Source organism: Krasilnikovia sp. MM14-A1004, from assembly GCF_047159485.1.
GTDB lineage: Bacteria > Actinomycetota > Actinomycetes > Mycobacteriales > Micromonosporaceae > Actinoplanes.
In genome coordinates, this window is sequence record NZ_AP038773.1 from 3,401,258 (window position 1) to 3,426,792 (window position 25,535).

Genomic DNA, 25,535 nt, shown 5'->3' on the forward strand with positions numbered 1-25,535 from the left:
CCCACGCTACGACCGGGGTGTGACAGGAACGGGCGGTTCAGACGGCCAGCAGGCGGTGCACGGTGGGGTCGGCGAGGTCGTCGCGGTCGCCCGCGCGGACCACCTCCCCCGCGTCGAGGATCACGTACTGGTCGGCCAGCCGCAGGGCCAGGTCCAGGTACTGCTCGATCAGCAGGATCGCCAGGCCCGCCTCGGTGTGCAGCCGGTGCACCGCCTCCTCGATCTCCCGGATGATCGACGGCTGGATGCCCTCGGTCGGCTCGTCCAGCAGCAGCATCTTCGGGCGGGAGACCAGCGCCCGCGCGATCGCCAGCTGCTGTTGCTGGCCGCCGGAGAGGAACCCGGCGCGGCGGCGCAGCAGCGGGCGCAATGCAGGGAACAGGTCGAGGGCCTCGTCGACCGCCGCCCGCGTGGCCCACGGCGTCACGAACAGGTTCTCCCGTACGGTGAGCTGCGGGAACGTCTCGTGGCCCTGGGGCACGTAGCCCAGCCCCCGGCGGACCCGCTCGTGGGTGGGCAGCCGGGTGATGTCGTCGCCGTCGAACAGCACCCGGCCGGCGCGGGCCGGCAGCACCCCCATGATCGCCTTGAGCAGGGTGGTCTTGCCGACCCCGTTGCGGCCCATGACGCAGACCAGCGAGCCGGGCCGGGCCCGCACCGACACCCCGAACAGCACCTGCGCCCGGCCGTACGCCACGTCCAGATCCTCGACCGCCAGCATCACGCGGCCACCTCCTCTCCGGAGCGGCCCAAATAGACCTCCTGGACCTTGGGGTCGGCCCGCACCGTGGCCACATCGCCCTCGCACAGCAGCCGGCCCTCGTGCAGCACCGTCACCGTGCTGGCGAAGCGGCGCAGGAACTCCATGTCGTGCTCCACGACCACCACGGTGTGCTCGCGGGCGATCTCGCGCAGCAGTTCGCCGGTGCGTTCCCGCTCGGCCCGGCTCATCCCGGCCACCGGCTCGTCCAGAAGCAGCAGGCGCGGGCGCTGGGTGAGCAGCATGCCGATCTCCAGCCACTGCCGCTGGCCGTGCGAGAGCACCCCGGCGGGGCGGTCCGCGAGCGCGGCGAGGCCGGTGGTCTCCAGCGCGGCCGCGACGCCGGCCGCCACCCCACGCCGGCGGCGCAGCAGCCCGGCCGTGCGGCGGCGGAAACTCGCCGCCAGATCCAGATTCTCCAGTACGGTGAGCTGCTCGAACACCACCGAGGTCTGGAACGTGCGGCCGACGCCCAGCCGCACGATCCGGTGCTCCCGGCGGCCGACCAGCTCGTGGCCGTCGAAGCGCACCGAACCCGCGGCGGGCCTGGTGCGCCCGGTGATGACGTCGACGAGCGTGGTCTTTCCCGCGCCGTTCGGGCCGATGAGGAAACGCAACTCCCCCGCCCGTACGGTGAAGTCCAGATCGGACAGGGCACGGAAGCCGTCGAAGTCGACAGTGAGTCCGCGTACCGTGAGATCTCCGCTCATGACCCCTCCCCCACGCTGACGGCGGCCCGCGCCGGTGCGGGTTCGGGCACCGTGCCGGCGGTGCGGCGGCGCAGCGCCGCCGCGGCGTCCGAGAGCAGACCGGCCAGGCCGCGCGGCGCCCACATCATGACCCCGACGAACATGGCGCCGAGCAGGTAGAACCAGCCGGACGGGAACTGCTCGGACAGTGTCGTACTGGCGTAGTTGTAGAGGATCGCGCCGCCGACCGCACCGGCCAGCGAGAACCGGCCGCCGATGGCCACCGCCACCACCATCTCCAGGGACGGCACGACGCCGAGGTCCGCCGGGCTGAGGATGCCCACCATCGGCACGAACAGGGCGCCCGCCACCCCGGCCAGCGCGGCGGAGGCCGCGAACGTGACGGTCTTGACGGTCGCCGGGTCGTAGCCGAGGAACCGGACCCGGTCCTCGCCGTCGCGGACGGCCACCAGCAGCCCGCCGAACCGGCTGTGCGACACCTGCCGGGCCAGCGCGATCGCCGCCAGCAGCGTGACCGCGACGATGGCGTACACGATCCGTTTCTGGGCCGGGTCGTACAGGTCGAGGCCGAAGAAGTACTGCACGTTGGTCAGGCCGTTGGTGCCGCCGGTCAACCCCTGCTGGCCGACCAGCAGGATGACGAACGCGGCAGCCAGGGCCTGCGACAGCACCGCGAAGTACGCGCCCCGCACCCGCCGGCGGAATACCAGCAGACCGAGCAGCGTGGCCACCGCGGTGGGCAGCAGCACCACCATGGCCAGCGCGAAGGCGGGGTTGCGGAACGGCGCCCACAGGGCGGGCAGCCGTTCCACCCCGCTCCACACCATGAAGTCGGGCAGGTTGCCCGCGCCCGCCTCGACGAGTTTGAGGTGCATTCCCATGGCGTATCCGCCGAGGCCGAAGAACACGCCCTGGCCGAGGGTCAGCATGCCGCCGCGCCCCCAGGCCAGGTAGATGCCGACCGCCACGATCGCGTAGCACAGGTACTTGCCGAGCAGGTCCAGGCGGAACGGCGACAGCACCAGCGGGGCGACGCCGAGCAGCAGGATCGCGGTCGCCGCGTACGCGGCGGGGGCGGACCAGCGGGGCCTCATGACAGTGCCCTGGTCCGCAGCACGAACAGGCCCTGGGGTCGCACCTGCAGGAACCCGACGATGACCATGAACACCACCACCTTGGCGAGGCTGGCGTCGGTCCAGAACTCGACGTAGCTGTTGAGGATGCCCAGCGCGAGCGCCGCCAGCACCGCGCCGCGCAGCTGGCCCAGCCCGCCCGCCACCACGATGAGGAAGGCGTCCACGATGTAGTAGGTGCCCAGGTTCGGGCCGACCGGGCCGATCAGGGTCAGCGCGACCCCGGCGACCCCGGCCAGCCCGGAGCCGAGGAAGAAGGTGGTCTGGTCGACCCGGCCGGTGGACACCCCGCTGACCGCGGCGAGCTGCCGGTTCTGCATCACCGCCCGCATCCGGCTGCCGTGCCCGGTGCGGGTCAGGTACCCGCCGATGGCGACCACGCAGCCGACCGCCAGCAGCAGGATGAAGATCCGGTTGTACGGCAGGCGTACCCCGCCGAGGTCGAACCCGCCGGTGAGCCAGCCGGGCGCGGTGACCTGGACGTTGGGTGCGCCGAAGATGTCGCGGGCGAGCTGCTGCAGGATCAGGCTGATCCCGAACGTGAGCAGCAGGGTGTCCAGCGGCCGGCCGTAGAACCGGCGGATCGCCAGCCGTTCCAGCAGCAGTCCCATGAGCCCGGCCACGACGAACGCCACCACGAGGGCGACCGGGACGGCGAGCGTCCCGGCCACCGGTTGCACCAGGTACGTGGTGTAGGCGCCCGCCATGATGAACTCGCCGTGGGCCATGTTGATCACGCCCATCTGGCCGAAGGTGAAGGTCAGGCCGAGCGCGACGAGCAGCAGCACCGCCGCCATGCTCGCGCCGATGACCAGTTGGTTGAGCACCGCCATGGTCGGACGCCTCTCCGCCGTCAGGACAGTCCCGTGGCCCAGCTGTAGCCCTTGAGGTACGGGTCCGGCTTGATCGGCGCTCCGGAGTTCCACACCTCCTTGATCTGCCCGTCCGGCTGGATCAGGCCGATCCGGGCGGTCTTGTAGACGTGCTGGTTCTCGCCGTCCACGGTGACCTTGCCCTCCGGGGCGTCGATGACGATGCCGCCCGCGGCCTTCTTGACCGCTTCGACGTCGGTCGTGCCGGCCTTCTTGACGGCCGCGGCCCACAGGTACACCGCGTTGTAGCCGGCCTCCATCGGGTCGGAGGTGACCTTCGTGGCGCCGTACTTGGCCTTGAATGCCTTGACGAACTTGTCGTTGGCAGCGCCCGGGGTGGTCTGGTAGTAGTTCCAGGCGACGAGGTGACCGGCGACGTTGTCCGGGCCGATGCCGACGACCTCCTCCTCGGCGACGCTGACCGAGACGGTGGGCATGGCGGAGGCGGTGATCCCGGCGCTGCGCAGCTGCTTGAAGAAGGCCACGTTGCTGTCGCCGTTGAGCGTGTTGAACACCGCGTCCGGCTTGGCCTGCTGGAGCTTGTTGACCACGGTGGAGTATTCGGTGTGGCCGAGCGGGGTGTACTCCTCGCCGAGGATCTGCATGCCGTTCGCGGCCGCGTACGCTTTGATGATCTTGTTGGCGGTGCGCGGGAAGACGTAGTCGCTGCCCACCAGGAAGATCCGCTTCTTGCCCTGCTGCTTGAGGTAGTCCAGGGCGGGCACGATCTGCTGGTTGGTGGTCGCGCCGGTGTAGAAGATGTACGGCGAGCTCTCCAGCCCCTCGTACTGCACCGGGTACCACAGCAGGGCCTTGTTGCGTTCGAAGACCGGGAGCATGGCCTTGCGACTGGCCGAGGTCCAGCCGCCGAAGACTGTGGCGACCTTGTCCTGGGAGATGAGCTTCTGCGCCTTCTCGGCGAAGGTGGGCCAGTCGGAGGCGCCGTCCTCGACGACGGGTTCGAGCTTCTTGCCCAGCACGCCGCCCGAGTTGTTGATCTCCTCGACGGCCAGCAGTTCGGCGTCGCGGACGGTGACCTCGCTGATGGCCATCGTGCCGCTGAGTGAGTGCAGAATGCCGACCTTGATGGTATTCGAATTCGCGCCGTTCGCCGCGGGATCGTCGGCGCAACCTGCGAGGACGACGGTGACGGTCAATGCCATGGCAACGGTCCACGATCGACCGAGAACTCTGAACATGCAGGACGTCCTCTCAGCCAGTAACCGGGGGTACCCGGAAAGCTAGGACGCCTCGATTTCACGACCCGACCGCCGTGATGTCCGACACGTTACGCAAACCTCTCCAGACGCTCACGCAGAGTGTGAATCCGTCCGACCCCCGCGCCGCCGCGCCGCCAGTTGCCAAACTTTTGCAACAGCGAAGATCGCCTAATATGCTGAGCCCCGCCGGAGGCTTCTCCACCCCGACCTGCCCGGGAGGCAGCATGGACGTGCGGGCGATGCACATCGCCAACGGGATCGTCGACGGCCCCGTCTCCGGCGTCTTCGCGGTCTTCGCGGTGCTGGCCCTCGCGTTCTGCGTCCGCCGCTCCCGCGCCGACCTGGACGAGCGGCTCGCGCCGATGGCCGGGCTGGTCGCGGCGTTCATCTTCGCGGTGCAGATGCTCAACTTCCAGGTCCTGCCGGGCGTCTCCGGGCACCTGCTCGGCGGCACCCTCGCGGTCATCCTGGTCGGGCCGTGGGTCGGCGCGCTGTGCGTGTCGACCGTACTCATCGTGCAGTGCCTGCTGTTCGCCGACGGCGGGCTGACCGCCCTCGGGCTGAACATCACCAACATGGCGCTGATCGGTACGGCCGCCGGATACCTGCTGGTGGTGGGGCTGCTGAAAGTGCTGCCCAAGAGCCCGGCCGGGCTCGCCGCGACCGCGCTGATCGCCTCGATCGTCAGCGTCGTGGCCGCCTCACAGGGCTTCGTCCTCGAGTACGCCCTCGGCGGCACCACCCAGCTGTCGCTGCCCGCGGTCTCCGGCACCCTGGCCGGGGTGCACGTCCTCATCGGCATCGGCGAGGGCCTGATCGCCGCCACCACCGTGGCCACGGTCGCCCGGATCCGCCCCGACCTGGTCTACGCCCTGCGCCGCTTCCGCACCCCCGCGGCGCCGGTGACCCAGCCCGAAGCACACACCGGGAAGGCGGCCACCCCGTGAGCAAGCGACTCGGCTGGTTCCTCGCCGGCGGTCTGCTGGTCGCCCTGCTGCTGGCCGGGGTCGTCAGCAACTTCGCGTCGTCCAGCCCCGACGGCCTCGACGCCGCCGCCCGCCAGGGCTGCACGTTCGACGCCCGGGGCACCATCACCGGCGGCACCTGCATGGCCCAGCGGGAGAAGGCGCACCAGACAGCGGACAGCCCGCTGGCCGGGTACGGCATCCGCGGCGTCGGCAACACGTACCTGTCCACCGGGCTGTCCGGGGTGGCCGGGGTGCTGATCACCTTCGCCGCCGGTGCCGGCCTGTTCTGGATGGCCCGGCGCCGCCGGGAGCAGGCCTGATGGGCGCGGGCCACGCCCACCCGCTGCACCTGCACCGGGACAGCCCGGTGCACCGGCTGGCGCCCGAAACGAAGATCGTGGCGGTGCTGACGTTCACCATCGTGGTGGTGCTGACGCCGCGTACGGAGTTCGCCGCGTTCGCCGGGTACGCCGTCCTGCTGGCCGCGGTCGCCATCGCGGCCCGGGTCCCGGCGCCGTGGCTGCTGAAACGCTCGACGATCGAGCTGCCGTTCATCCTGCTGGCGGTCGCCCTGCCGTTCGCCGGGCACGGCGAGCGCATCCACTGGCTGGGCATGTCGCTGTCCGTCGACGGGCTGTACGGGGCCTGGAACATCGTCGCCAAGGGCACCCTCGGCGTCCTGGCCTCGCTGCTGCTGGCCGCGACCACCACGATGCGCGACCTGATCCTCGGGCTGGACCGGCTGCGCTGCCCCGAGGTCTTCACCCTGATCGCCACGTTCATGCTGCGCTACCTGGACGTGCTCACCGAGGACGCCCGCCGGATGCGGATCGCCCGGCTGTCACGTGGCTACGATCCGCGCTTCCTGTGGCAGGTCAAGGCGTTCGCGGTCGGGGTCGGTTCGCTGTTCCTGCGGGCGTACGAACGCGGCGAACGCGTCTACCTGGCCATGGTGTCGCGCGGCTACACCGGCCGCCTGCCCCGCCCCGGCGACGACCGCGCGCCGCGCGCCCACTGGCTCGCCGCCGCGCTGCTCCCGGCCGCGTCGACCGGCATCGCCGTGGCGGCGGTGCTGTCATGACCGCCGCGCTGCACATCGACGGGCTGCACTTCAGCTACCCCGACGGCAGCGTCGCGCTGCGCGGCGTCGACCTCACCGTGCAGCCCGGCGAACGGGTCGCGCTGCTCGGCCCCAACGGCGCCGGCAAGACCACCCTCGTGCTGCACCTCAACGGCATCCTGCACGGCGGTGCGGGCGCGGTGACGGTCACCGGCCTGCCGGTCGACGCCACGGACCGGGCCCGGCTGGCCGACATCCGGCGCCGGGTCGGCATCGTCTTCCAGGACCCCGACGACCAGCTGTTCATGCCCACGGTCGCCGAGGACGTCGCGTTCGGTCCGATCAACCTGGGGATCCGGGGCGCGGAGCTGGACGAACGCGTCACCCGGGCACTGACCGACGTGGGCATGGCCGACTACCGCGACCGCGCCCCGCACCACCTGTCCTTCGGGCAGCGCCGCCGGGTCGCCGTGGCCACGGTGCTGGCCATGCGGCCCGACGTACTCGTCCTCGACGAACCATCGTCCAATCTGGACCCGGCCAGCCGCCGCGAGCTCGCCGAGATCCTCGACGGCCTGCCGATCACCATCCTCATGGTGACCCACGACCTGCCCTACGCCCTGCAGCTGTGCGACCGCTCCGTCATCCTCGACGGCGGCCGGATCGCCGCCGACGGGCCGACCGAGGACCTGCTGACCGATGCGGACCTGCTGCACCGGCACCGGCTGGAGCTGCCGTTCGGGTTCGACCCGGCCCTGGCCGCCGCACAGCGCCGCTCCGCGCCCACCCGGATCCCGCGCGCGCGAGTGCCCTGATCACCAGGTGTTCTCGTGCCACACGGACTCGACGGGCTCACGCTCGGCGGGCCGGAACGTCGTGCCGGTGAAGTACGCGGTCGGCAGCAAAGCACCCTGGTGCACGCCGTCCGGGATGCCGAGAATCCGCGCCACCTCGGCCTCCTGCCCGAGGTGCAGCGTCGTCCACGCGGTGGCGAGGCCGCGGGACCGGGCCGCCAGGCAATAGCTCCAGGCCGCCGGCAGCAGCGACCCCCACAGTCCGGCCTGGTTGCCGGCCGGCACGGGCTTTCCGGTACGCAGGCACGGAATGACGAGTACGGGCACCTGGCCCATGTGCTCGCCGAGCCACAGCACACTGTCGCCGACCCGCTCCTGAACCCGGGAACGCTCCGGCCGGTCGGCGAACATCCGGCCGGCGAAGCGGTTCGACTCGGCGTACCGGGCGACCTGCTGGCGGTAGATCTCCCCGACGGCGGCGCGCTTGTCGGCGTCCGTGACGACCATGAAGTGCCAGGACTGCTCGTTGGAGCCGGACGGCGCCTGCAGGGCGATCTCCACGCATTCGCGGACCAGCTCGACCGGCACGGGGCGGGTCAGGTCGAGCCGCTTGCGCACGGTACGGGTGGTGGTGAGCAGCTCGTCCGGGGTCAGAGGCAGTGTCATGACCCGATCATGGCACCGCCCCCGCCGGGGATCGCGGCTCACCCGGCGATGGCCACGAGTTCGACCTCGAAACCGTCCGCGTCCTCCAGGTAGGCGGCGTAGTGCCCGGCGCCGCCCGCGTACGGGTGACGGTCGGGGAACAGCAGCCGCCAGCCGTGCCCGGCGGCCTCCGCCACCAGTTCCTCGACCCGGTGGGCGTCCGCGACGTGGAAGGCCAGATGGTTGAGCCCGGCCCGGCGCCGCTCGTGGCTGCCGGGCGCCAGGTCGGGTGACCGCTCGACCACCAGGTAGGTGTCCCCGAGGCGCCAGCTCCGACCGGCCGGCCAGCTCTGAAACTCGGCGTAGCCGAGCGCCGGCAGCAGCCAGCCCCAGCTCGCGATCGCGCGTTCCAGGTCGGGCACCCACAACTCGACGTGGTGCAGCGCACCGGGTACGGGGGGCGTCACGTCGCCGAACGTTACCCCTGTCCGGGTTCGCGGCCCCCGGCACCCGGACGGCACCCGGCCCGCAACCCGCGGGGCCGGGTGGCCGCTTGGCGCGGCCGTCCGGCTGCCGATCGTGACGGAGCAAGGACGCTTGTCGCGCCCCGGTGCGGCGGCGTCACCCGTACCCGGACGAGACGGATCCATACGCCATGCCCCGACACTCGCCGCTGCGGCGCGTCCCGCTGGTCGGCTCTCTGGTCGTGGGGTTGTCGCTGGGCGTCGGAGCCGTCCCCGCCGCCGCGGCACCATCGAGCGCTCTCGACGAGCGCACACGGGCGGGCGCTGCCGCAGCGGCGCCGCTTCGGATCATGCCGCTCGGTGACTCCATCACTTTCGGGGCCGGATCGCTCACCATGGACTCGTACCGGGAGGATCTGCGGCAGCGGCTCACCGCTGCGGGCCTCAGCGTGGACTTCGTCGGGTCCCAGGTCTCCGGACATGGCGCGGACCGGGACAACGAGGGACACCCGGGCTGGATCATCCAGCAGATCGCCGCGCACGCCGATCAATGGCTGGCCACCGCCCAGCCGGATGTCGTGCTGCTGCAGATCGGCACCAACGACATGTGGCGCAAGGTCGATGTGGCCGGGGCCCCGGCACGCCTGTCGGCGCTGATCGACCAGATCCGGGCCGCCCGTCCGGGCGCACAGATCTTCGTTGCCAAGATCACGTCCGCGAAGGCCGCCGGCACACGGGCACGCATCAACGCCTTCAACGCCGCCATCCCGCGCCTGGTGGCGGCCAAGGGCCCGCGGGTACACCTGGTGGACCAGTCCTCCATCGGCGGCATCGATCTGCGCGACAACGTTCACCCGCACGACTTCGGCTACGCCAAGATGGCGTTCAACTGGTACCAGGCGCTGCGCAAGGTCTACGGCGCGGGCACACCGGCCTGGCCCGACGGGGTGGACCCGTACCGGGCCACCAGGGCGAAGCGGTGCTGGCTGACGCTGGTCCAGATCCCGGGCGGTGGTCAGCACAACCGCACCGACTGCGCCTGGACCTACCTGCGCCCGGTGACGTCCACCGTGGACGGTGTGCGCCGAACGAGGCGGGTCTGGCAGGTCCGCCGCACCTTCGTCGAGAAGTACCGCGTCGTGGCGGTACCCGCGCATTACACCTACCGCACCACTCGGGTCAGGAAGGCCGACGGCACGTACGTCACCAAGAAGGTCAGGGTGTACGTCGCCGCGACGTACACGACCAGGACGCGGCGCGTCGCCCGATGGGTCAAGTACTGAACACCCCCTTGTCAGGAGTCCAGGTCTTGCTGTCTCGCTATCGTGCCGCCGCGCTCCGACGCGCGTGGCGCGCTCAGCTGTCCCTGCTGGCCGTCGGTGTGCTCGGGATGTCGGCGGCGCTCGCCGGCGGGCCCGCCAGCGCCGCGCCCGGCGCGGACCCGGCGGCGCAGGTCGGCGCCGTCCCCGCACCGGCCCCCGGCGCGCCGGATCCGGCCGCCCGGAGCGCGGCCCTGCCGCACGGGGCATGCCGTGGCACATCGATGCAGGTGGTGGCCCACCAGGACGACGACATCCTGTTCGTCAACCCGGACCTGCGGACCGACATCCGCGCCGGACGGTGCGTCGTGACCCTGTTCCTGACCGCGGGTGACGCCGGACGACCGGTCACGTACTGGCGCGGCCGCGAGGCCGGTGCGATGGCCGCGTACGCCACCATGGCCGGGGTGCGCAACCGGTGGGTCAGCCGGCCGGTCACGTTGGCCGGGCACCGCATCACCAGGGTCAAGCTGGCCGGCCGCCAGATCTCCCTGCTGTTCCTGCGCCTGCCCGACGGCCACGGGTACGCCAACCACGACTGGGAGACCATGGCGAAGCTCTGGAAGGGCAGCATCCCGGCCGTGCACAGCATCGACACGGGGGCCGCGTACACCCGGGACGGGCTGGTGGCGACCGTCGGCGCCGCGATGAGCGCCTGGCAACCGGACGTGGTCCGGACCCTCGACTACTCCGCCGGGTATGGCCGGGGCGACCACGGCGACCACGTCTCCGCCGGATACGTGACATACACCGCGCACCTGGGCTACGCCACCGCACACCGGTTGTACGGCTACCGCGGCTATCCCATCTCCGCCGAGCCCGTGAACCTGTCATCGATCGCCGCGCGGGCGAAACGGGCGGTGTTCTTCGCGTACGCCCCGCACGACGCGTCCGTCTGCAAGACCGAAACGGCATGCCGGAAGCGGCCGTACTGGTCGTGGTTCTCCCGGCAGTACCGGACCACGGCCGCGCCGCATCCCGATGCCCTGCCCCCACCGCCGGTTCCGCCCGGCGACACCGCTCCCGTCGGCGACTGACGCCGGTTCGCGGGTCGGCACCGCATCGGCGCCACCCGGCCGGGACGCCTGTTCGGCCAGGTCACGACGCCCGCCCGGCGCGCGGCTGGAGCCGTTCCGGCGAATCGGGCGGCGGCCGACGCGGCTATCTTTTGCCCGCCGTCCCACGATCAACTCGGAGTGAACCGTCATGTCCCAGCCGCCGGAGCCCGGACCGCACAACGATGGTCCGGACGAGCCTCAGCAGCCGGAGCCGCAGGCCGCACCGGAGCCGCAGGCCGCACCGGAGCCGCCGTTCGGGGGGCTGCCCAGCTTCCCCGGCGTCGGCTGGGACCCGGCGCAGGCCGCCGATCCCGGCTACGGCCTGCCGTACGGTCTGCCGCGGTTCGACCCGGCGGACCCGCTGGTCAGTGACAGCTTCTCGGGCTGGTGGCAGCGCGGCTTCGCGGTCGTCCGGCGGGGCTGGCGGCCCCTGCTGCTGTGCCAGGCCGTGGTCACCGTCGCGGCGCTCGCCCTGCTGATCCCGGTCCAGATCTTCACCGATCTCTCGACGAGGGACCTCGTCGCGGACGCCGCCCGCACCGGCGAACCCGACTTCGGCGGGACCTTCTTCCCGACGATGGGCCTGTCGATGGTGGGCGTGCTGTGCGCGTACCTGATCACCGCGGTGGGGACGCTGGTGACCGCGCGGATCGTGGTGACCGTGGCCACCGGTGGTGCGCCCCGGCTGGGCAGCACGGTCCGCAGCGTTCTGCCCCGGGTGCCGGCGCTGGTCGGGTGGTCGGTGGTGGCGGGCCTGATCTGCGTCGCGGCGCTGCTGGCGTGTTTCCTGCCGGTCATCTACGTCGGGGCGGTGTTCGCCCTGCTCCCCGCGGTGGTGCTGTTCGAGCCGGGTAGTGGCGTCAGCCGGTGCTTCAGCCTCTTCCACGCCGACCTGGGCGCGGCGGTCGGCCGGATAGCCACGACCGTGGCACTGAGCTTCGGGCTCGCGCTGCCCTTCGGCGTGCTGAGCGCGGTGGCGGGGTTCCTGGTGTCGGGTCCCACGGCCAGCACCGGCGCGGTGATCGCGGGTACGGCGATCTCGACGGTGCTGTCCCAGCTCGGGACGATGATCGCGGGTGTCGTGGTGACCCCGCTGATCGTGGCGACCTACGCCGACCTGCGGGCACGCAAGGAACCGTTCAGCACCGCGCTGCTCATCGGCTGAGCGCCGGGGGCCCGGCGCGGGCGCCGGAGGTCAGGCGGCCAGGGCGACCGGCTCGTCGGTGACGGTACGCAACGCCCACCGCATCCGCGCGGCGGCGGTCTCGGGGTGCTCGCCGTACTCGACCGCCACGACGGCGGCGCAGCCCGGCGCTCCGCCGTTGGTGAGCAGGCTGGAGCGGATCGCGGCGGCGATCCCGGCGTTACCGGGATGCTCGGACGGCTGCAGACAGCTGGCGAAGAGGGCGGCGGCCTGGTCGGTGAGGCTCATCGTGATCACGTTCCTCGGGGAACCGTTCCGATGGTTGATGGGCTGACAGGTCCAGCGTGCGCCCGCCTGCCGGGCCCTCACATCCGTAGAAACCCCTATCCTTACCCCCAAGAAGCGGCGGATATCGGACGATCATCCGGGGTGCCCCTGGTACGTCGTTTGCCGCACGCCCCGCCCGTGTGCGGCGTCACGCGGACGCCAGCACCTCCTGCTCGATCAGATCGAAGATGTCGGCGTCGGTCTCCTGCTGCCAGGTCGGCAGTTCGTCCCAGTCGGCGAGGTAGCTGGGCCGGGGCGCCGCGAAGTGCCGGTGTACCTGCGCGATCCAGCACAGCGCCACGAACCGGCCGCGCTGGGCGCGGCTGAGCTTCGCGGTGCCGCCCCCGCTGGCGAGGACGAACTCCCGGATCGCCCGGAACACCGAGGCGGAACTGAGCTTCTCCCACTCCGGCAGTTCCTCCCACGGCGCGATGTCGGCTGTTCTCGGCTCGCCCTGGAAGTAGTTCTGGACCCCCTCGATCCACGCTTCCCGGAAGATCTTTCCACCTTCGGCCGCGTCCACCCCTGCACACCCTCCTGTCACACGTGCCGGTCTCGAAGCCCGCGATCAGTCGCGCGGCAGTGTCAGCGGTACGGGTGCCGGCCGGGCCTGCCCCGCGGCCGCCTCTGTCAGCAGGTCCTCCCAGGCCTTGCGCGCGGGTACCCGCCCGGGCACGGTGCGTTCGGCGATCGCGGCGCTGACCAGTGCGGAGGAGAAGGACGTCCCGCTCCACATCGCGTACCCGTTGAACTCCTGGGGCCGCCGCTCCGGTTTGGCGGGGCCGGGGCCGTCCGGGTCCTCCCACACCTGCACGGTGCCGTCCATGAACGTGCTCTCCAGGTTCTCCCCCGGCGCCAGCACGTCGATCCACGGGCCGTCCGGGGAGAAGCTGGCCGGCTGACCGTCGTTGCGGGCGCTGAGCGCGCCGACCGCGATGACGTCGGGCGACGCGGCGGGCCAGGCCGCCTTGCGCCGGTCGGCGCCGGGCAGGTAGCCGTGGTTGCCGGCCGCGGCGACCACGACGGTGTCGGGGTCGAGCCGTTCCAGGGCAGCGGTGAGCACCATCGGGGCGTGGGCGTCGGCGGTGTAGCAGACGAACGACAGGTTGAGCACGTCGATCCCGGCCTGGCCGGCCTCGACGATGGCCAGGGCCGCGTCCCACACGGTGGCCGCGGCGTCCTTGTCGAGCACCGGGCGCATCTGCAGCGTGGCGCCGGGCGCGTGCCGGCGCAGCAGACCGGCGATGAACGTGGCGTGGCCCTGCTCGGCATGCACGGGCCGGCGGATCTCGTCGGGGCCGACCCAGAAGCCACTGAGGCTGTCGTGGGCCACCATCCTCGTGTCGACCACGCCGACCTGCACCCCGGTGGGGCGTCGGGCGGGCAGGTCGTGGGCCCAGGCGGGCACGGACTGCAGGGCCCGGGGTGGCTTGCCGCCGCCGTGCGAGACCTCGCCGACCCCACCGACGCCGCCGTCCCCGCCGTCCCCGCCGTCCGGGTTCTGCCGGCCGGGCACCCAGCCGACGACCCGGTTCTTGCCGACCGTCGGGGTCCAGTTGCAGTACTGGGCGCCGAATCCGGCGCGCAGGTTCCAGAGCACGCGGTCGAGGGGGTCGGCGTCCGCGCCCGGCCGGGGGAAGCCGTGGAAGACGGGGCCCGCGCCCTCGCTGTCGGCCCAGCCCTCCAGCGCGGCGGCGAGTCCGGTCATGTCGGTGACGGCGATGCGGGCCAGCCCGAGGGCCGCGCTGCGGTCGGCGCCCTCGGGGTCCTTGTAGAGCGGCCGGGCATCGCCCGGCCGGTCGTCCCATTTGCGGGCGACGTCGAACGCTCTGAGCACCGTCTCCAGGTGCGGCAGAGCCACTATGACCTCGTCCAGCCGTTGCTGCGTCAACGTCATCAACCCCTCAGTACACGGGCGCTCGGGCGCAGGGTCCAGGCTACTGACTGATGGGCGACCTGGCATGATAAGTACTGTTTGTGACAGATCCTGGCGCGTATCCTTCACCCAACGCTTCCGCGGGACGGTGATGGCCCGATGACCGCAGCACCAGCTCTCCTCAGCCGGGCGGAGGCGCCCTCGGCCGAGGCGATGCGGCTGGCCACGGTGCAGCCCGGCCACGCCCGCCGGCTGGCGATGGAGGCAGAACGCACCGCCCTGCACACCGGCGACTGGGCCGACCTGAGCGTGGCCCGGCGCGCGCACGGGGTCGCCGCCATGCAACTGCGCGACCTCGACGAGGCCATGACCCAGCTGCGCGGCTCCCTGTCCGCCGCGCAGCGCGCCGGGTCGGCACAACTGGCCGGTGAGGCCCGGATGAGCCTGGCCTCGGCGCTGGCCCTGCGCGGGCGCGCCGGGCACGCGTTCCGGGAGATCGACGGCGCGCTGCGGGAACTCAGCGGCGTCTCCGCCGCGCGGGCGATGGTGCAGCGCTCCGCGATCCTGCAGGAGATGGGGCGCGTCGACGAGGCCCTGGAGGCGGTGCGGCCCGCACTGCCGCTGCTGCGGCGCTTCGGCGACGCCCAGTGGGAGACCAGGGCGCTGAGCAACCGCAGCCTGCTGCACCTCGAACGGCGCGCGTTCGCCGCGGCCGAGACGGACCTGTGCACCGCGCTGGACCTGTGCGAACGGCACGGCCTGGAACTGCCCCGCGCGTACGTGGAGCAGAATCTCGGCTGCCTCAAGGCCAGCAAGGGTGAGGTGCCCACAGCCCTGGAGTTCTTCGAACGCGCCGAACACCGCTACCGCGGGCTCGGGCTGGAGGTCGGCTCGCTGCTGGTCGACCGCGCCCGGGTGCTGCTGGCCGTCCGGCTGGTCGAGGAGGCACGGGCGACCGCCGAGGCGGCGGTGCACGCGTACTCGAAGCAGAAGCGGATCCACCTGCCGGAGGCGCGCCTGCTGCTGTCCACCGTGGCCCTGGTCGAGGGCGACCTGCGCACCGCGGAGGAGGCCGCGGACTCCGCGGCCCGCGAGTTCCGCCGGCAGGGCCGCCACCAGTGGCTGGCGCTGGCCCGGCACGCCCGGCTGCAGGCGCGGATGGTCCGCGACCCGGCGCGGGTCACCTCGGGGCAGGCGCGCCGCTCCGCCGACGAGCTGGCCGCCGCCGGGTGGGAGGTGCCCGCGCTGGAGGCCCGGGTCATCGCCGGGCGCCTCGCCCTGGAACGCCACCAGCCGGGCCTGGCCCGCCGGGACCTGAGCGTGGCCAGCCGGGCCCGTACGGCCGGCCCGGCCGACGCCCGCGCCCGCGCCTGGCTGGCCGAGGCGATGCTGCGCCGCGCCGGCGGCCGGCCGTACGGTGCGCTGCGCGCGCTCTCCGCCGGACTGCACATCCTGGAGGAACACCAGGCGACGATGGGCGCCACCGAGCTGCGCGCGCACGTATCGGCGCATCGCGGCGCGCTGGCCCGCCTCGGCGTGAGCATCTGCCTGGCGGCCGGCAACGCCCGCGGCGTCTACCAGTGGACCGAACGCGGGCGCGCGGTCTCGGTCCTGCTGCGCCCGGTGCACCCGCCGGCCGATCCGGTGCTGGCCCGGATGCTGGCCGACCTGCGCGCGACCATGACCGAGATCGAACAGCACCGCGGCGAGGGACGCCCCACCTCCGCCCTGGTGCAGCACCAGGTGGCCACCGAACGCCGGATCCGCGACCACTGCCGCAAGGCGGCCGCACCGGGGACCGGCGGCGGCGCCTCACCACCGGAGATCGACGAGCTGGCGGCCGTGCTGGGCCCGGCGGCGCTGATCGAGTACGTCGAGCTGGAGGACGAACTGCACGCCGTCACCGTGGTCGACGGCCGCGCCCGGCTGACCCGGCTCGGCCCGCTCACCGAGGTGCACGCCGGGCTGCGGCATCTGCCGTTCGCCCTGCACCGGATGGCCAGCGCGCACACCCCGAAGGTCAGTGCGATGGCGGCCGCCGCGGTGCTGGAGAAGGTACGGGAGGGCTTCGACCGCGTACTGATGCGGCCGTTGGCGCGGGTGATCGGGGACCGTCCGCTGGTCGTGGTGCCGACCGGGCTGTTGCAGTCGCTGCCGTGGTCGGTGCTGCCGTCGTGTGTGGGGCGGCCGGTCACGGTCGCGCCGTCGGCCGCGCGCTGGTTCCGGTCGGCGCGCCGGACGGTGGCCGCTGCGTCCCCGCGGGTCGTGGTGGTCGCGGGGCCGGGTCTGCCGGGGGCGCGCGACGAGGCGGAGGCGGTCGCGGGGCTCTACCCGGGATCGGTACGGCTGTTCGAGGACCGGGCCGACGCGACGCATGTGTCGGCCGCGATGAGCGGGGCCGGTCTGGTGCACGTGGCGGCCCACGGCCACCTGCGCTCGGACAACCCGCTGTTCTCGGCGCTGCGGCTGGCCGACGGCCCGTACACGGTGTACGACCTGGAGCTGCTGCCCAGGCCGCCGCATCAGGTGGTGCTGGCGGCATGCGACACGGGCCGCTCGCACGTGGTCGCCGGTGAGGAGGTACTGGGCCTGACCGCCGCGCTGCTCAGTCAGGGCACCGCCACGCTGGTGGCGCCGGTGGTCCCGGTGCCGGACGGCGAGACGGCGCCGCTGATGCGGGCCTATCACGCGCAACTACTGGCCGGCCGCTCTCCGGCCGAGGCCCTCGCGTCCGCACAGGAGCGCACCCGGGAGGAGGGCATCCTGCCGCTGGCCGCGGCGGCCGGGTTCGTCTGCCTGGGCGCCGGGCTGAGGTGAGCGCCCGGTCAGAAGCGCATCCAGCCCGTGACCAGGCGCGTGGCGTCGGCCTCCCAGCGCAGCCGGATCGGCTCGGCGGGCAGATCGTCGAGGCTGAAGCAGCCCAGTTCGTCGACGTCCACGCTGGCCATGTGGCCGTTGGCGCCCTCGACGCTGAGCTTGCCGGGCTGCGGTGGCATCACCTGGCCGACCACGACGTCGCCGCTGCGTTCCACCTGGACGGAGACGGACCGGCCCTCGAACAGCACGGTCCGGTAGTTCTCCACGTCCGGGCCGGGGCCGCGGACCGACGCGAGCTCGGGCTCCAGCACGGAGTCGAAGACGAGGCTGGCAAGCTCCAGCTCCTCGTCGATGGTGCGCCACGCGTACGCGGCCTCGCCGGCGCGCTGCAGCGCCGGGGTGAGGGGTTGCGCCGTCCGCAGCGCCGCTGCGAGATCCTGCAGCAGCAGCTCGTCATCGTTCCAGGCTTGCGACGCCACGTCGACCACCTTCCTTGTCATGCGACCCCTGGTCGCGGTACCGCGTGATGGAGGAACTCTCCCGCAGCCGTTGCAGTGCGCGGGCTCGGGTGGGACCGATACTTCCGACCGCGATGCCCAGCCGCTGGCTGATCTCCGCGTACGGGATCGGCGGGTCGGCGATCAGCAGGAGCATCAGTTCCCGCTGGTGTTCGGGCAGCTCGGCGAACGCCGCCAGCAGGGCGCGGTGGCGTTCCGACTCCAGGAGCCGTTCGTCCGGCTGGGCCGTGTCAGTCGCCTCGACGGCCCCGCGTTCATCGGTGGGGTCGAAGGGGCGCTGACGTTTGCTGTTGCGGATCAGCCGCAGGCATTCGTTGCGGGTCGTGGTGATGATCCACATTGGCAGTGCCTGTGGTTCCCGGAGTTTGCCGAGGTTCTCCACCAGGCGCAGCCAGACCGTCTGGCCCACGTCCTCGGCGTCGCTGCCGCGCAGCCGGTGATCGCGGATCACGGACGCCACCAGCGGGGTGTACCGGGACACCAGGGACGCCCAGGCGACGGAGTCACCGCGCCCCGCGGCCGCCACCAGGGCGCCGATGGGATTTGCGTCGTCCATGCCCATACCTCCTCGTTGACGAGGGCGGTCGACAAGGCTTCACATCCTATTGTCCCGTATGCCGGTTGCATGGCTTTGATCCCGAGTCAGCGGGTCGGCGCCGCAGCGCAGTGGGGGCGGCAGGCGCGCTGGCCCAGCGCGTCCAGGAAGACCTCCCGGACGTCGCGGGGATCACGGGCCACGTACGAGGCGCCGCCGGTGGCCGCGCTGATGGTGGCCAGGGCGCGGACGTCGCTGTCCGGACCCAGGGCCACGGTGATCACGGGTACGGGGCGGCCGGCGCGCTGCCCGGCGCGCAACGCCGTCAGCAGCTGGGTACGGCTCAGCCCGTGGCGGTCGTCGTTCGCCCCGTCGGTGATCAGGATGACCGCGTTGACCCTCCGCGCGTCCCAGCCCCGCCGCACGGCCCGCACCGCCGCGAGGGTGGTGTCGTACAGGCCGGTGTCCCCGCCGGGGACCGGCCGGACCCGGGTGAGCGCGTCGAGGAGGCGGAACCGGTTGCCGGTGCCGTCGGTGCCGGCGGCCAGCGGCGCCACCGGGACCAGTTCCCGGTAGTCGGTGGTGGGTGTCAGGTCGGTGGCGAAGACCCACAGCCCGGCCTCGGTGCTGTCCGGGTACAACGCGAGTCCGCGCTCCGCGGCCTGGACCGCCAGGTCCATCCGGGTGGCGCCGGGCAGGCCCTCGACCGCGCGGCCCATGGAGCCGGACACGTCGAGGACGGCCAGCAGGCGCGCGTCGCGCCGTACCGTGTCCAGCATCCGGTCGACCTGCCGCAGCGCGGCGTCGTCGGGCGCGGACGCCGCAACCGCTCCGGGGGCGCCCCAGCCGGTCAGCGTCGCGTCTGCCTGACCCCGTACGTCGCGGAAGCCGGCGGCCCGCACGAGGCCCTGACCCGCCTCGCCGCGCAGCGCGTCGAACAGCAGCCCCGCGACCTGCTGGCGGTAGCCGTCGAGGGTGAGCACGGTGAACGGGTAGTCGAAGGCGAACCCGGCCCGCTGAGGGTAGAGCGGCACCAGCGCGGTCCGCGCGGCCCACACCGCCTGCTCGGTCATCGGCGCCGCCGCGTGGCCCGCGGCCAGGGCCGCCGGGGTCAGGGCGCCAGCCGTGGCGTCCGGCTCGGCGGTGCGCAGCACCCCGGTGAGCACGGCGCGGGCGTCGGCGCGCTGCGCCACCGCGCCCTGCAGCGACAGGACGGCCCCGGCGGTGGCCGCGGAGCCGCGGCCGGGCAGCCGCAGCGGCACTGGCCGGTCCCCGCCCGCCGCGGCCACAAGATCGTCGAGGGACGGTCGTGAGCCGCCCAGCCGGGCCGCGACGTCCGGGGCGACCGCCAGCACCAGGGGGCTGGTGGCGATCGAGCGTGCCGGGTCCGGGCGGCCCGCGACGTCGGCGCCGAGGCGGCGCAGCACCACCGTCGACTCGGGGATCCACACGTCCGGCGGCCGGGTGCTGGCGCGGGTGACCGCGTCCGCCACCTCGGTCGAGGTCCGTGGGCTCACCGCGACGGAGAAGCAGCCGGAGCGGCCCGCCACGCGGGTCAGCCGCCGGGCGACCTCGCTGACCACACCGGCGATGTCCGGGGCCGCCGCGACCTGCAGCACGGGCCGGGGCTGCGCGCACCCGGAGGCGCCCTGCCCGACCCGGCTCACCGCGAACACCCCGGTCAGCACCACCAGCACCGCGACTCCGGCGTACAGCCGGGGGCCGCGCAACCGCATCCCGGTGCGGGCCCGGCGGGGCTCTGCGTTCATCGGAGGCCTCCTCGGGCGCTCTCTCGGGATCTCACCTGCGGAGCGCGGCGGGGAGCCGGGCATCCGATGAGCAAGATGGCCGAGCGGGCGCATTGATACATCCGGTCGCGAACCCGCGCGAGCCGATCGGCAGACGAAACGACGGAGGGCCAGGACAACGTGGTCCTGGCCCTCCGCGCAGCTGGCATGCTCAGTCCGGGAACAGGGCGTGCATGCCGTTGATCGATTCGGGGCCGTAGCCGACCGAGCCGACCGGCACCGCCCCGCCCACGGCCTCGATGACCTTGGCCGTCCAGACCGGGCCGAAGCCGCCGCACAGCTCGATGAGCTGCATGCCGTCGGCGACCAGGTCGCGGGCGACCGCCACCCCCTGCTCCGGGCTGCTCACCCCCACCATGACCCCGGTGAACCCCTTGCTGTGGATCGAGGCGCGGTGCTTGTCCGGGTCGAGCCCGGCACCGGTGACGATGAACCCGAAACGCTCCAGTGGCATCCATTCCTCCTGGGGGTAGCTCAGCCCTGTGCGGCCACGGCGATCTCGGCGACCCCGGTCAGGGACACGTCGGGCGGCACGTCTGCCGGATCCACCGCGATGTCGAACGCGTCCTCCAGATCCGCCAGCAGCATCGCGCTGACCAGCGACGTCATGCCGTACACCGCCAGCGGCGCGTCGCCGTCCAGCGAGTCGGGCGCGACGCCCAGGGTGTCGCCGAGATGGGTACGCAGCCACGCTACGACCGTCTCGAGGGAAACACCGGGATTTCCCGCCGTGGTCACCGGCAGGCCGGCGCCCGCCTCACGCGGCTGCACGGGGCCACCTCGCCAGCACCGGGAGCGTGCCCTGCGCCAGGTGCGTCGCGCACTCGCCGCGGCGCACCTTCCCGCTGGTGGTGCGGGGCACCCTGCCCCGCGGCACCAGCACGATGCCGGTGGGCACCGGCAGGTGCTCGGCCACCGCCCGCGCCGCCGCCACGGTCAGCGCCTGCGCCTCGTCCTCTGTGACGTCGCGGGCCACCTCGGCGACCACTGTCACCGAGTCCGCACCGGCCGTACCGAACGCGGCCGCGATGCCGCCCGCCAGCAGCGGATCGGACGCCTGCACGAGCCGTTCGAAGTCGTGCGGGTAGTAGTTCGCCCCGCGGATGATCACCACGTCCTTGAGCCGGCCGGTGACGAACAGCTCGCCCTCCTCCAGGAAGCCCAGGTCACCGGTGCGCAGCCAGCCCCGGCCGGGTTCGTCGGCCAGCTCCGCCGCGAAGATCTCCCGGCTGGATTCCTCCTGGCCCCAGTACCCGATGCCGTTGCTCGGTGAGTCGACCCAGATCTCCCCCACCGTGCCCGGCGCGCACCGCCGGAACGTGACGGGGTCGACCACGGCGACCTCGACCTCGTCGACCGTGCCGCCGCAGCCGACCACCTCGGTGGCGGGCGCGCCGGGTCCGGCGGCGCTGGCCAGGGCGTGCGCCAGCTCCTCCCGGTCGAACCGGCCCACCGTCAGCGGCTCGTCGGCGCGGCCGCCGCTGACGAACAGCGTCGACTCGGCCAGGCCGTACCCGGCGGTCGGTGCGGTCTCGCGCAGGCCGCTCTCGGCGAAGGCCGCGGTGAACGCCCGCATGGTCTCCGCGCGGACCGGCTCGGCGCCGCTCAGGGCCACCCGCCAGCCGCTGAGGTCCAGTTCGCGGCGGACCTCCGGCTCGATCCGGGCGGCGCACAGCGCGTACGCGAAGTCCGGCGCCGGGGAGATCACGTCGCGGCGTCCGGAGATCGCCCGCAGCCACCGTTCCGGGCGCACCATGAACGTCTCCGGCGCCATCACGATCGCCTCGCCCCGGACGTACAGGGGCTGCAGCAGGCCCGCGCACAGGCCCATGTCGTGGTAGACCGGCAGCCAGCTGACCACCGTGGACGCCGAGGTGATCCGCAGGTGCTCGGCGATGATCCGCTGGTTGGCCAGCATCGCCCCGTGCGTGATCACGACACCGCGCGGCGCCGCGGTCGAGCCCGAGGTGTACTGCAGGAAGGCGACCTCACCCGGGTCCACCCACTCCGGCACGTCGACCAGGTTGGTGGTGTCCCGGGGCTCGGCGGCGATCAGGTGCATCCGGCGCAGCACCGGCTCGTCCGCGGCGACCCGGGCCAGCGCGTCCACCACCGCGCCGGGCACGACGGCCGCGACCGGTGCGGCGTCGGCGCAGATCGCCAGCAGCCGGTCCAGCCGGTTCGCCCGCTTGCCCGTGGCGGCCGAGCGCAGCCCGGCGGGCCGGATCGGCGGCACCGGCACCGCCACCAGGTCGTTGTAGAGGCAGGCCAGGAACGCGACGTGGAAGCGCAGGTCAGGCATCGCGGGCACCAGCACCCGGTCGCCGGGCTCGGCCACCGCGCGCAGGTCCGCGGCCAGAGCGCGGGCCTCGCGGTCCAGCTCGCTCCAGGTCAGCACCTCGGTGGTCTGCCCGTCGCGGTCCAGAGCGGTCAGCACGGTCCGATCCGGGTTGCGCAGCGCCTCCTCGTGCACGGTGGCCGGCAGCGACCGGATCAACGTCGACGGGCCGGCGGCCTGCGCCGCCACGGCGGGTCGGGTGAACGTGGTCATCGTTGCGGTTCCTTCCGAATGCTTCGGTGGTGGGCGGTGCGGACGGTCCGGCTGACGCAGCCGGCCGGAGCGGGAACGAGCACGTCGTCGGGACGCTGGCCGGGCACCGTGGGCACCCGTACCGGGTAGTCGCCGGTGAGGCAGCCGGTGCAGAACTTCCCGGCGGGCGCGCCGACCGCGTCGATCAGCTGGTCCAAGGGCAGGTAGTTGAGGCTGTCCACGCCGAGTTCGTCGCGGATCGCGGACAGGGTCGAGGTGGCCGCCGCCAGCTCGCCGTGGCTGCCCACGTCGATGCCGAGCGGGCAGGGCCACCGCCAGGGCGGTGAGGCGATGCGCAGGTGCACCTCCGCGGCGCCGGCCGCCCGCAGCTGGGCGGTGACGGCCCGGGTGGTGGTGCCGCGCACCAGCGAGTCGTCGACCACGACGAGCCGCTTGCCGCGGACCAGTTCCGGGATCAGCCGGAACTTCGAGGCGGCCCGCCGCTCCCGCTCGTCCTGCGCGGCCGCCAGGAACGAACGGCCGTGCTCGCGATTGCGCACCAGTGCCTCGCCGTACGGCAGGCCGCTGCGCGCCGCGTACCCCTCCGCGGCCGGGATCGCCGAGTCCGGCAGGGGTAGCACGAGCGTCTCCCGATCCGGACGGGTCCCGTCCGACGGGAGCGGAGCGTGTACCGCGAGTGCCGCACCGGCCCGCCACCGGGTGAGGTAGACGGACCGGTCGTACAGATGCCCGTCCGGGCGGCTGAAATACACGAATTCGAAGAGGCACAGCCGGTTCTCGACGGTCTCCGCCGGGAACGGGCGCACCGAGCGGATTCCCGACGCGTCCGCGACGACCAGCTCGCCCGCCTGCACCTCGCGGACGAACTCGGCACCCATCTCGGTCAGCGCCGGGGTCTCCGAGGCGAACACGAGCGCGTCGCCGCTGCGCCCCAGGCACAGCGGCCGCAGGCCCTTCGGGTCGCGCAGGCCGTACAGGCGGGTGCCGTCGGTCAGCACGAACGCGTACGCGCCGGTCAGCTTCGGCAGCAGGTCGCACAGGGCCCGCTCGAACGAGGAGGCGCCCCCCGCGAGCGCCTCCGCCAGCAGCGCGGCGACCGTCAGGCTGTCGCTGGCGCCGGGTTCCAGGTCGCTGCCGTCCGCGGGCTGCGGCGCGCCGACCAGGTTGCCGTTGTGGGCCAGCGCGAACCAGACAGCGCCGACCTGCCGTTCGATCGGCTGGATGTTGCCGGCGCCGAGGCCGCCGGCGGTGGCGTACCGGACGTGGCCGATGGCGACGTCGCCGCGTAATGCGTCGACGTCGGCCCGGGCCAGGGCGTCGCGGACCGGTCCGGGCCCGGCCACCCTTCCGGTACGGCGGCCCGCCGCACCGGCCGCGATGCCTGCGCTCTGGTCGCCGCGGTGCTGCAGCGCGGCGAGCCCGCGGTACGCCCGCGCCGCCACCGCGGTGTCGGCCTCGCTGGGGCAGGTGCCGCCGAGCCCCGCCGGATCAGCCACGCCGCCGTGGGCGGCGCCCGAGGCCGTCGGCGGGGCGGTGGCGATCACGCCGACCACCCCGCACGCGTCGCGGGGACGGGCGTGGCCGTCCACCAGCCCGTCCCCGCTACGCATCGAGCTCTCCGGACGCGAGCAGTTCCGCGAACGCCGCGAGGGTCGGGACGATGTGCGTGGCGGTCGCCAGCACGGCGAGGTTCTGCCGCATCTCGGTGATCGCGACGACGTGGCGGCCCGCCTGGTGCGCCGCGTACATCTCCACGGCGGTGCCCATGCTGGCCTCGTGGCCGGGCAGCCACGCCACGCACACGTCGGCGGTCGCGGCCAGCCCCACCAGGTCGTGGAACGTGGTGACCAGCCGGGTCACCGGCGGCGCCAGCGCGGTACGGGTGAGCACCGACGCGGTCGCCAGCTCGCCGTGGCTGCGGCGCAGCTCGTCGGCGTCCGCGGACAGCCACAGTGCCATCAGCTCGCCCGGATCGAAGATGGTCGCCTGCGGGCGGTGCGTGAGGATCAGATCGCGCAGGTCACCCCGGTACGACTGGTCGGCGGTGTCGTTGCCGTCGCGGGAGCCCTGCATGAGCCCGGCCAGGAAAAAGGATGTCATTCGTCCTCCAGTGCGTACGACGCGATCTCAAGGTCTGCCGGGGCGACCCGGCGGTAGATGTCCACTCCACCGAGCACGAAGTCGACGACTTCGCGGGTGGTGACGGCCAGGGTGTCGGCGATGGCACCCAGCGAGGCGTCGAAGTCGCGGCGGCCGTGCCGCGTCCACCGGCCGTCGTTGTCACGGGTCAGCAGGTCCTGCCGGTGGATTCCGTTGCCGAGCCGGGCCAGCGGGTAGACCAGCTCGTGCAGTCCCCGGTCGCGGTCGACCACCCGTACCGAAAGGTTGTTCTGTTCGGGGTGCAGCAGCAGCGGGCGCACCACCTCGGCCGGTGGCGGCACCGCCCCCAGCACCCGGTCGGTGGCGAAGGTGAACATCCGGGACACGACGTGGTGTCCGCGCCGCGGGCTGAACCGGGTGTACTCCAGGCGCAGCCGGTTGCGCTCGGGCGTCCACACCGCGCGGACCCGGCCCGGCGCGGCGCCGCCGTCGGCGGTGCTGCGGAACGGGACCGCCTCCTGGACGGCCGTCACGGTGCCGTTGGGCCCGGCGTCGGCGCGGCGCAGCCGCAGCGGCTCCAGGTGCAGCAGGTACGGGTCGTACACGTCCATCCCGTCGGCCGTGGTGGCCACCGCCGCGACGTGCCGCCCGTCGACCAGGTACCGGACCGGGCCGAGGCCGGCGGCTTCGAGGCGGCGGCCGACCTCGAAGGTCTGCCACACACACGACAGCCCGTACGCGGCCGGGGCGGGCGCGTCGCCGTAGTACTCGTAGTACTGGCTGACGCTGCAGTACGGGACCTCGAAGACGACGTCGGCCAGCGGTCCGGCGGTCGCCTTGTCAATGACGGTCATCG

At 73.1% G+C, this 25,535-nt stretch carries 27 protein-coding genes; 8 read left to right on the top strand and 19 right to left on the bottom strand.

Annotation, left to right across the window (positions count from 1 at the left end; all coding sequences use genetic code 11):
* Window positions 1–37 precede the first annotated feature (37 nt).
* From urtE to urtA, 5 genes are read right to left on the bottom strand one after another with little or no spacing between them, the layout of a single operon-like run.
* The gene (gene urtE / locus ACMCNN_RS15295) at window positions 38–721 is read right to left on the bottom strand and encodes an urea ABC transporter ATP-binding subunit UrtE (RefSeq protein ID WP_412747179.1); all 684 of its coding nucleotides are present in this window, start codon (window positions 719–721) and stop codon (window positions 38–40) included.
* Window positions 721–1,470 carry an urea ABC transporter ATP-binding protein UrtD gene (urtD, locus tag ACMCNN_RS15300; protein ID WP_412746873.1) on the bottom strand — a complete coding sequence of 250 codons (750 nt, stop codon included), beginning with the start codon at window positions 1,468–1,470 and terminating at the stop codon, window positions 721–723. The genes urtE and urtD overlap by 1 nt, the downstream gene beginning before the upstream one ends.
* Window positions 1,467–2,564, bottom strand: a complete 1,098-nt coding sequence (gene urtC, locus ACMCNN_RS15305) for an urea ABC transporter permease subunit UrtC (protein WP_412746874.1) — start codon at window positions 2,562–2,564, stop codon at window positions 1,467–1,469. Before urtC ends, urtD begins: the two co-directional genes overlap by 4 nt.
* Entirely contained in the window at window positions 2,561–3,436 is an 876-nt protein-coding gene (gene urtB, locus ACMCNN_RS15310) for an urea ABC transporter permease subunit UrtB (protein WP_412746875.1), read from the bottom strand. The genes urtC and urtB overlap by 4 nt, the downstream gene beginning before the upstream one ends.
* Before the next feature lie 20 nt (window positions 3,437–3,456).
* A complete protein-coding gene (urtA, locus tag ACMCNN_RS15315) occupies window positions 3,457–4,674 on the bottom strand; it encodes an urea ABC transporter substrate-binding protein (RefSeq protein WP_412746876.1) in 1,218 nt (405 codons plus the stop codon).
* Between the two features lie 245 nt (window positions 4,675–4,919).
* Between urtA and ACMCNN_RS15320 the strand changes: the two genes are divergently transcribed.
* The 4 genes from ACMCNN_RS15320 to ACMCNN_RS15335 are packed head-to-tail and all read left to right on the top strand — an operon-like array spanning window position 4,920 to window position 7,538.
* A complete protein-coding gene (locus tag ACMCNN_RS15320; protein ID WP_412746877.1) occupies window positions 4,920–5,642 on the top strand; it encodes an energy-coupling factor ABC transporter permease in 723 nt (240 codons plus the stop codon).
* Window positions 5,639–5,983 carry a PDGLE domain-containing protein gene (locus ACMCNN_RS15325; RefSeq protein WP_412746878.1) on the top strand — a complete coding sequence of 115 codons (345 nt, stop codon included), beginning with the start codon at window positions 5,639–5,641 and terminating at the stop codon, window positions 5,981–5,983. The genes ACMCNN_RS15320 and ACMCNN_RS15325 overlap by 4 nt, the downstream gene beginning before the upstream one ends.
* The gene (gene cbiQ, locus ACMCNN_RS15330; protein WP_412746879.1) at window positions 5,983–6,744 is read left to right on the top strand and encodes a cobalt ECF transporter T component CbiQ; all 762 of its coding nucleotides are present in this window, start codon (window positions 5,983–5,985) and stop codon (window positions 6,742–6,744) included. Before ACMCNN_RS15325 ends, cbiQ begins: the two co-directional genes overlap by 1 nt.
* Window positions 6,741–7,538, top strand: coding sequence for an energy-coupling factor ABC transporter ATP-binding protein (locus ACMCNN_RS15335; RefSeq protein WP_412746880.1), 798 nt, complete (start codon window positions 6,741–6,743; stop codon window positions 7,536–7,538). The genes cbiQ and ACMCNN_RS15335 overlap by 4 nt, the downstream gene beginning before the upstream one ends.
* On the opposite strand, the gene ACMCNN_RS15340 is transcribed toward ACMCNN_RS15335, so the two are convergent.
* Both ACMCNN_RS15340 and ACMCNN_RS15345 read right to left on the bottom strand, forming a co-directional pair.
* Window positions 7,539–8,183, bottom strand: coding sequence for a nitroreductase family protein (locus tag ACMCNN_RS15340; protein WP_412746881.1), 645 nt, complete (start codon window positions 8,181–8,183; stop codon window positions 7,539–7,541).
* Window positions 8,184–8,221: 38 nt separating this feature from the next.
* Complete coding sequence (locus ACMCNN_RS15345; RefSeq protein ID WP_412746882.1) at window positions 8,222–8,629, bottom strand: VOC family protein; 408 nt, start codon at window positions 8,627–8,629, stop codon at window positions 8,222–8,224.
* Between the two features lie 188 nt (window positions 8,630–8,817).
* On the opposite strand from ACMCNN_RS15345, the gene ACMCNN_RS15350 reads away from it, so the two are divergent.
* The 3 genes from ACMCNN_RS15350 to ACMCNN_RS15360 all read left to right on the top strand — a co-directional run bounded on the left by ACMCNN_RS15350 (window position 8,818) and on the right by ACMCNN_RS15360 (window position 12,168).
* Window positions 8,818–9,909: an SGNH/GDSL hydrolase family protein gene (locus ACMCNN_RS15350; protein ID WP_412746883.1), complete on the top strand. Its 1,092-nt coding sequence runs from the start codon at window positions 8,818–8,820 to the stop codon at window positions 9,907–9,909.
* Between the two features lie 26 nt (window positions 9,910–9,935).
* On the top strand, window positions 9,936–10,982 hold the full coding sequence (locus tag ACMCNN_RS15355) for a PIG-L family deacetylase (RefSeq protein ID WP_412746884.1): 1,047 nt from the start codon (window positions 9,936–9,938) through the stop codon (window positions 10,980–10,982).
* 169 nt (window positions 10,983–11,151) lie between these two features.
* Window positions 11,152–12,168 carry a hypothetical protein gene (locus ACMCNN_RS15360; protein ID WP_412746885.1) on the top strand — a complete coding sequence of 339 codons (1,017 nt, stop codon included), beginning with the start codon at window positions 11,152–11,154 and terminating at the stop codon, window positions 12,166–12,168.
* A 30-nt stretch (window positions 12,169–12,198) separates the two neighbouring features.
* Here the strand turns inward: ACMCNN_RS15360 and ACMCNN_RS15365 are convergent, their stop codons facing one another.
* From ACMCNN_RS15365 to ACMCNN_RS15375, 3 genes are all read right to left on the bottom strand, one after another.
* Complete coding sequence (locus ACMCNN_RS15365) at window positions 12,199–12,435, bottom strand: hypothetical protein (protein ID WP_412746886.1); 237 nt, start codon at window positions 12,433–12,435, stop codon at window positions 12,199–12,201.
* A 187-nt stretch (window positions 12,436–12,622) separates the two neighbouring features.
* Window positions 12,623–12,997, bottom strand: coding sequence for a hypothetical protein (locus ACMCNN_RS15370; protein ID WP_412746887.1), 375 nt, complete (start codon window positions 12,995–12,997; stop codon window positions 12,623–12,625).
* A gap of 45 nt (window positions 12,998–13,042) precedes the next feature.
* The gene (locus ACMCNN_RS15375; protein ID WP_412746888.1) at window positions 13,043–14,371 is read right to left on the bottom strand and encodes a S8 family peptidase; all 1,329 of its coding nucleotides are present in this window, start codon (window positions 14,369–14,371) and stop codon (window positions 13,043–13,045) included.
* A gap of 138 nt (window positions 14,372–14,509) precedes the next feature.
* Between ACMCNN_RS15375 and ACMCNN_RS15380 the strand changes: the two genes are divergently transcribed.
* Complete coding sequence (locus ACMCNN_RS15380; protein ID WP_412746889.1) at window positions 14,510–17,167, top strand: CHAT domain-containing protein; 2,658 nt, start codon at window positions 14,510–14,512, stop codon at window positions 17,165–17,167.
* Between the two features lie 8 nt (window positions 17,168–17,175).
* On the opposite strand, the gene ACMCNN_RS15385 is transcribed toward ACMCNN_RS15380, so the two are convergent.
* From ACMCNN_RS15385 to ACMCNN_RS15425, 9 genes are all read right to left on the bottom strand, one after another.
* On the bottom strand, window positions 17,176–17,646 hold the full coding sequence (locus ACMCNN_RS15385; RefSeq protein ID WP_412746890.1) for a hypothetical protein: 471 nt from the start codon (window positions 17,644–17,646) through the stop codon (window positions 17,176–17,178).
* Entirely contained in the window at window positions 17,621–18,241 is a 621-nt protein-coding gene (locus ACMCNN_RS15390; protein WP_412746891.1) for an RNA polymerase sigma factor, read from the bottom strand. Before ACMCNN_RS15390 ends, ACMCNN_RS15385 begins: the two co-directional genes overlap by 26 nt.
* Before the next feature lie 86 nt (window positions 18,242–18,327).
* Window positions 18,328–19,989, bottom strand: a complete 1,662-nt coding sequence (locus tag ACMCNN_RS15395) for a substrate-binding domain-containing protein (RefSeq protein ID WP_412746892.1) — start codon at window positions 19,987–19,989, stop codon at window positions 18,328–18,330.
* Between the two features lie 190 nt (window positions 19,990–20,179).
* The gene (locus ACMCNN_RS15400) at window positions 20,180–20,482 is read right to left on the bottom strand and encodes a DUF6506 family protein (protein ID WP_412746893.1); all 303 of its coding nucleotides are present in this window, start codon (window positions 20,480–20,482) and stop codon (window positions 20,180–20,182) included.
* A 20-nt stretch (window positions 20,483–20,502) separates the two neighbouring features.
* Window positions 20,503–20,799 carry an acyl carrier protein gene (locus ACMCNN_RS15405; protein ID WP_412746894.1) on the bottom strand — a complete coding sequence of 99 codons (297 nt, stop codon included), beginning with the start codon at window positions 20,797–20,799 and terminating at the stop codon, window positions 20,503–20,505.
* A complete protein-coding gene (locus tag ACMCNN_RS15410; RefSeq protein WP_412746895.1) occupies window positions 20,786–22,579 on the bottom strand; it encodes a fatty acyl-AMP ligase in 1,794 nt (597 codons plus the stop codon). The genes ACMCNN_RS15405 and ACMCNN_RS15410 overlap by 14 nt, the downstream gene beginning before the upstream one ends.
* Window positions 22,576–24,189, bottom strand: coding sequence for an amidophosphoribosyltransferase (gene purF / locus ACMCNN_RS15415; protein ID WP_412746896.1), 1,614 nt, complete (start codon window positions 24,187–24,189; stop codon window positions 22,576–22,578). Before purF ends, ACMCNN_RS15410 begins: the two co-directional genes overlap by 4 nt.
* The gene (locus tag ACMCNN_RS15420) at window positions 24,182–24,679 is read right to left on the bottom strand and encodes a hypothetical protein (protein ID WP_412746897.1); all 498 of its coding nucleotides are present in this window, start codon (window positions 24,677–24,679) and stop codon (window positions 24,182–24,184) included. Before ACMCNN_RS15420 ends, purF begins: the two co-directional genes overlap by 8 nt.
* Window positions 24,676–25,533: a hypothetical protein gene (locus ACMCNN_RS15425; protein WP_412746898.1), complete on the bottom strand. Its 858-nt coding sequence runs from the start codon at window positions 25,531–25,533 to the stop codon at window positions 24,676–24,678. The genes ACMCNN_RS15420 and ACMCNN_RS15425 overlap by 4 nt, the downstream gene beginning before the upstream one ends.
* Between the last annotated feature and the right edge of the window lie 2 nt (window positions 25,534–25,535).

Excerpts from the sequence above, each read along its gene's own strand:
- urtE (WP_412747179.1), bottom strand. The coding sequence starts at position 721 with ATGCTGGCGGTCGAGGATCTGGACGTGGCGTACGGCCGGGCGCAGGTG.
- urtD (WP_412746873.1), bottom strand. The coding sequence starts at position 1,470 with ATGAGCGGAGATCTCACGGTACGCGGACTCACTGTCGACTTCGACGGC.
- urtC (WP_412746874.1), bottom strand. The coding sequence starts at position 2,564 with ATGAGGCCCCGCTGGTCCGCCCCCGCCGCGTACGCGGCGACCGCGATC.
- urtB (WP_412746875.1), bottom strand. The coding sequence starts at position 3,436 with ATGGCGGTGCTCAACCAACTGGTCATCGGCGCGAGCATGGCGGCGGTG.
- urtA (WP_412746876.1), bottom strand. The coding sequence starts at position 4,674 with ATGTTCAGAGTTCTCGGTCGATCGTGGACCGTTGCCATGGCATTGACC.
- ACMCNN_RS15320 (WP_412746877.1), top strand. The coding sequence starts at position 4,920 with ATGGACGTGCGGGCGATGCACATCGCCAACGGGATCGTCGACGGCCCC.
- cbiQ (WP_412746879.1), top strand. The coding sequence starts at position 5,983 with ATGGGCGCGGGCCACGCCCACCCGCTGCACCTGCACCGGGACAGCCCG.
- ACMCNN_RS15335 (WP_412746880.1), top strand. The coding sequence starts at position 6,741 with ATGACCGCCGCGCTGCACATCGACGGGCTGCACTTCAGCTACCCCGAC.
- ACMCNN_RS15340 (WP_412746881.1), bottom strand. The coding sequence starts at position 8,183 with ATGACACTGCCTCTGACCCCGGACGAGCTGCTCACCACCACCCGTACC.
- ACMCNN_RS15350 (WP_412746883.1), top strand. The coding sequence starts at position 8,818 with ATGCCCCGACACTCGCCGCTGCGGCGCGTCCCGCTGGTCGGCTCTCTG.
- ACMCNN_RS15360 (WP_412746885.1), top strand. The coding sequence starts at position 11,152 with ATGTCCCAGCCGCCGGAGCCCGGACCGCACAACGATGGTCCGGACGAG.
- ACMCNN_RS15365 (WP_412746886.1), bottom strand. The coding sequence starts at position 12,435 with ATGAGCCTCACCGACCAGGCCGCCGCCCTCTTCGCCAGCTGTCTGCAG.
- ACMCNN_RS15375 (WP_412746888.1), bottom strand. The coding sequence starts at position 14,371 with ATGACGTTGACGCAGCAACGGCTGGACGAGGTCATAGTGGCTCTGCCG.
- ACMCNN_RS15380 (WP_412746889.1), top strand. The coding sequence starts at position 14,510 with ATGACCGCAGCACCAGCTCTCCTCAGCCGGGCGGAGGCGCCCTCGGCC.
- ACMCNN_RS15390 (WP_412746891.1), bottom strand. The coding sequence starts at position 18,241 with ATGGACGACGCAAATCCCATCGGCGCCCTGGTGGCGGCCGCGGGGCGC.
- ACMCNN_RS15395 (WP_412746892.1), bottom strand. The coding sequence starts at position 19,989 with ATGAACGCAGAGCCCCGCCGGGCCCGCACCGGGATGCGGTTGCGCGGC.
- ACMCNN_RS15400 (WP_412746893.1), bottom strand. The coding sequence starts at position 20,482 with ATGCCACTGGAGCGTTTCGGGTTCATCGTCACCGGTGCCGGGCTCGAC.
- ACMCNN_RS15410 (WP_412746895.1), bottom strand. The coding sequence starts at position 22,579 with ATGACCACGTTCACCCGACCCGCCGTGGCGGCGCAGGCCGCCGGCCCG.
- purF (WP_412746896.1), bottom strand. The coding sequence starts at position 24,189 with ATGCGTAGCGGGGACGGGCTGGTGGACGGCCACGCCCGTCCCCGCGAC.
- ACMCNN_RS15420 (WP_412746897.1), bottom strand. The coding sequence starts at position 24,679 with ATGACATCCTTTTTCCTGGCCGGGCTCATGCAGGGCTCCCGCGACGGC.
- ACMCNN_RS15425 (WP_412746898.1), bottom strand. The coding sequence starts at position 25,533 with ATGACCGTCATTGACAAGGCGACCGCCGGACCGCTGGCCGACGTCGTC.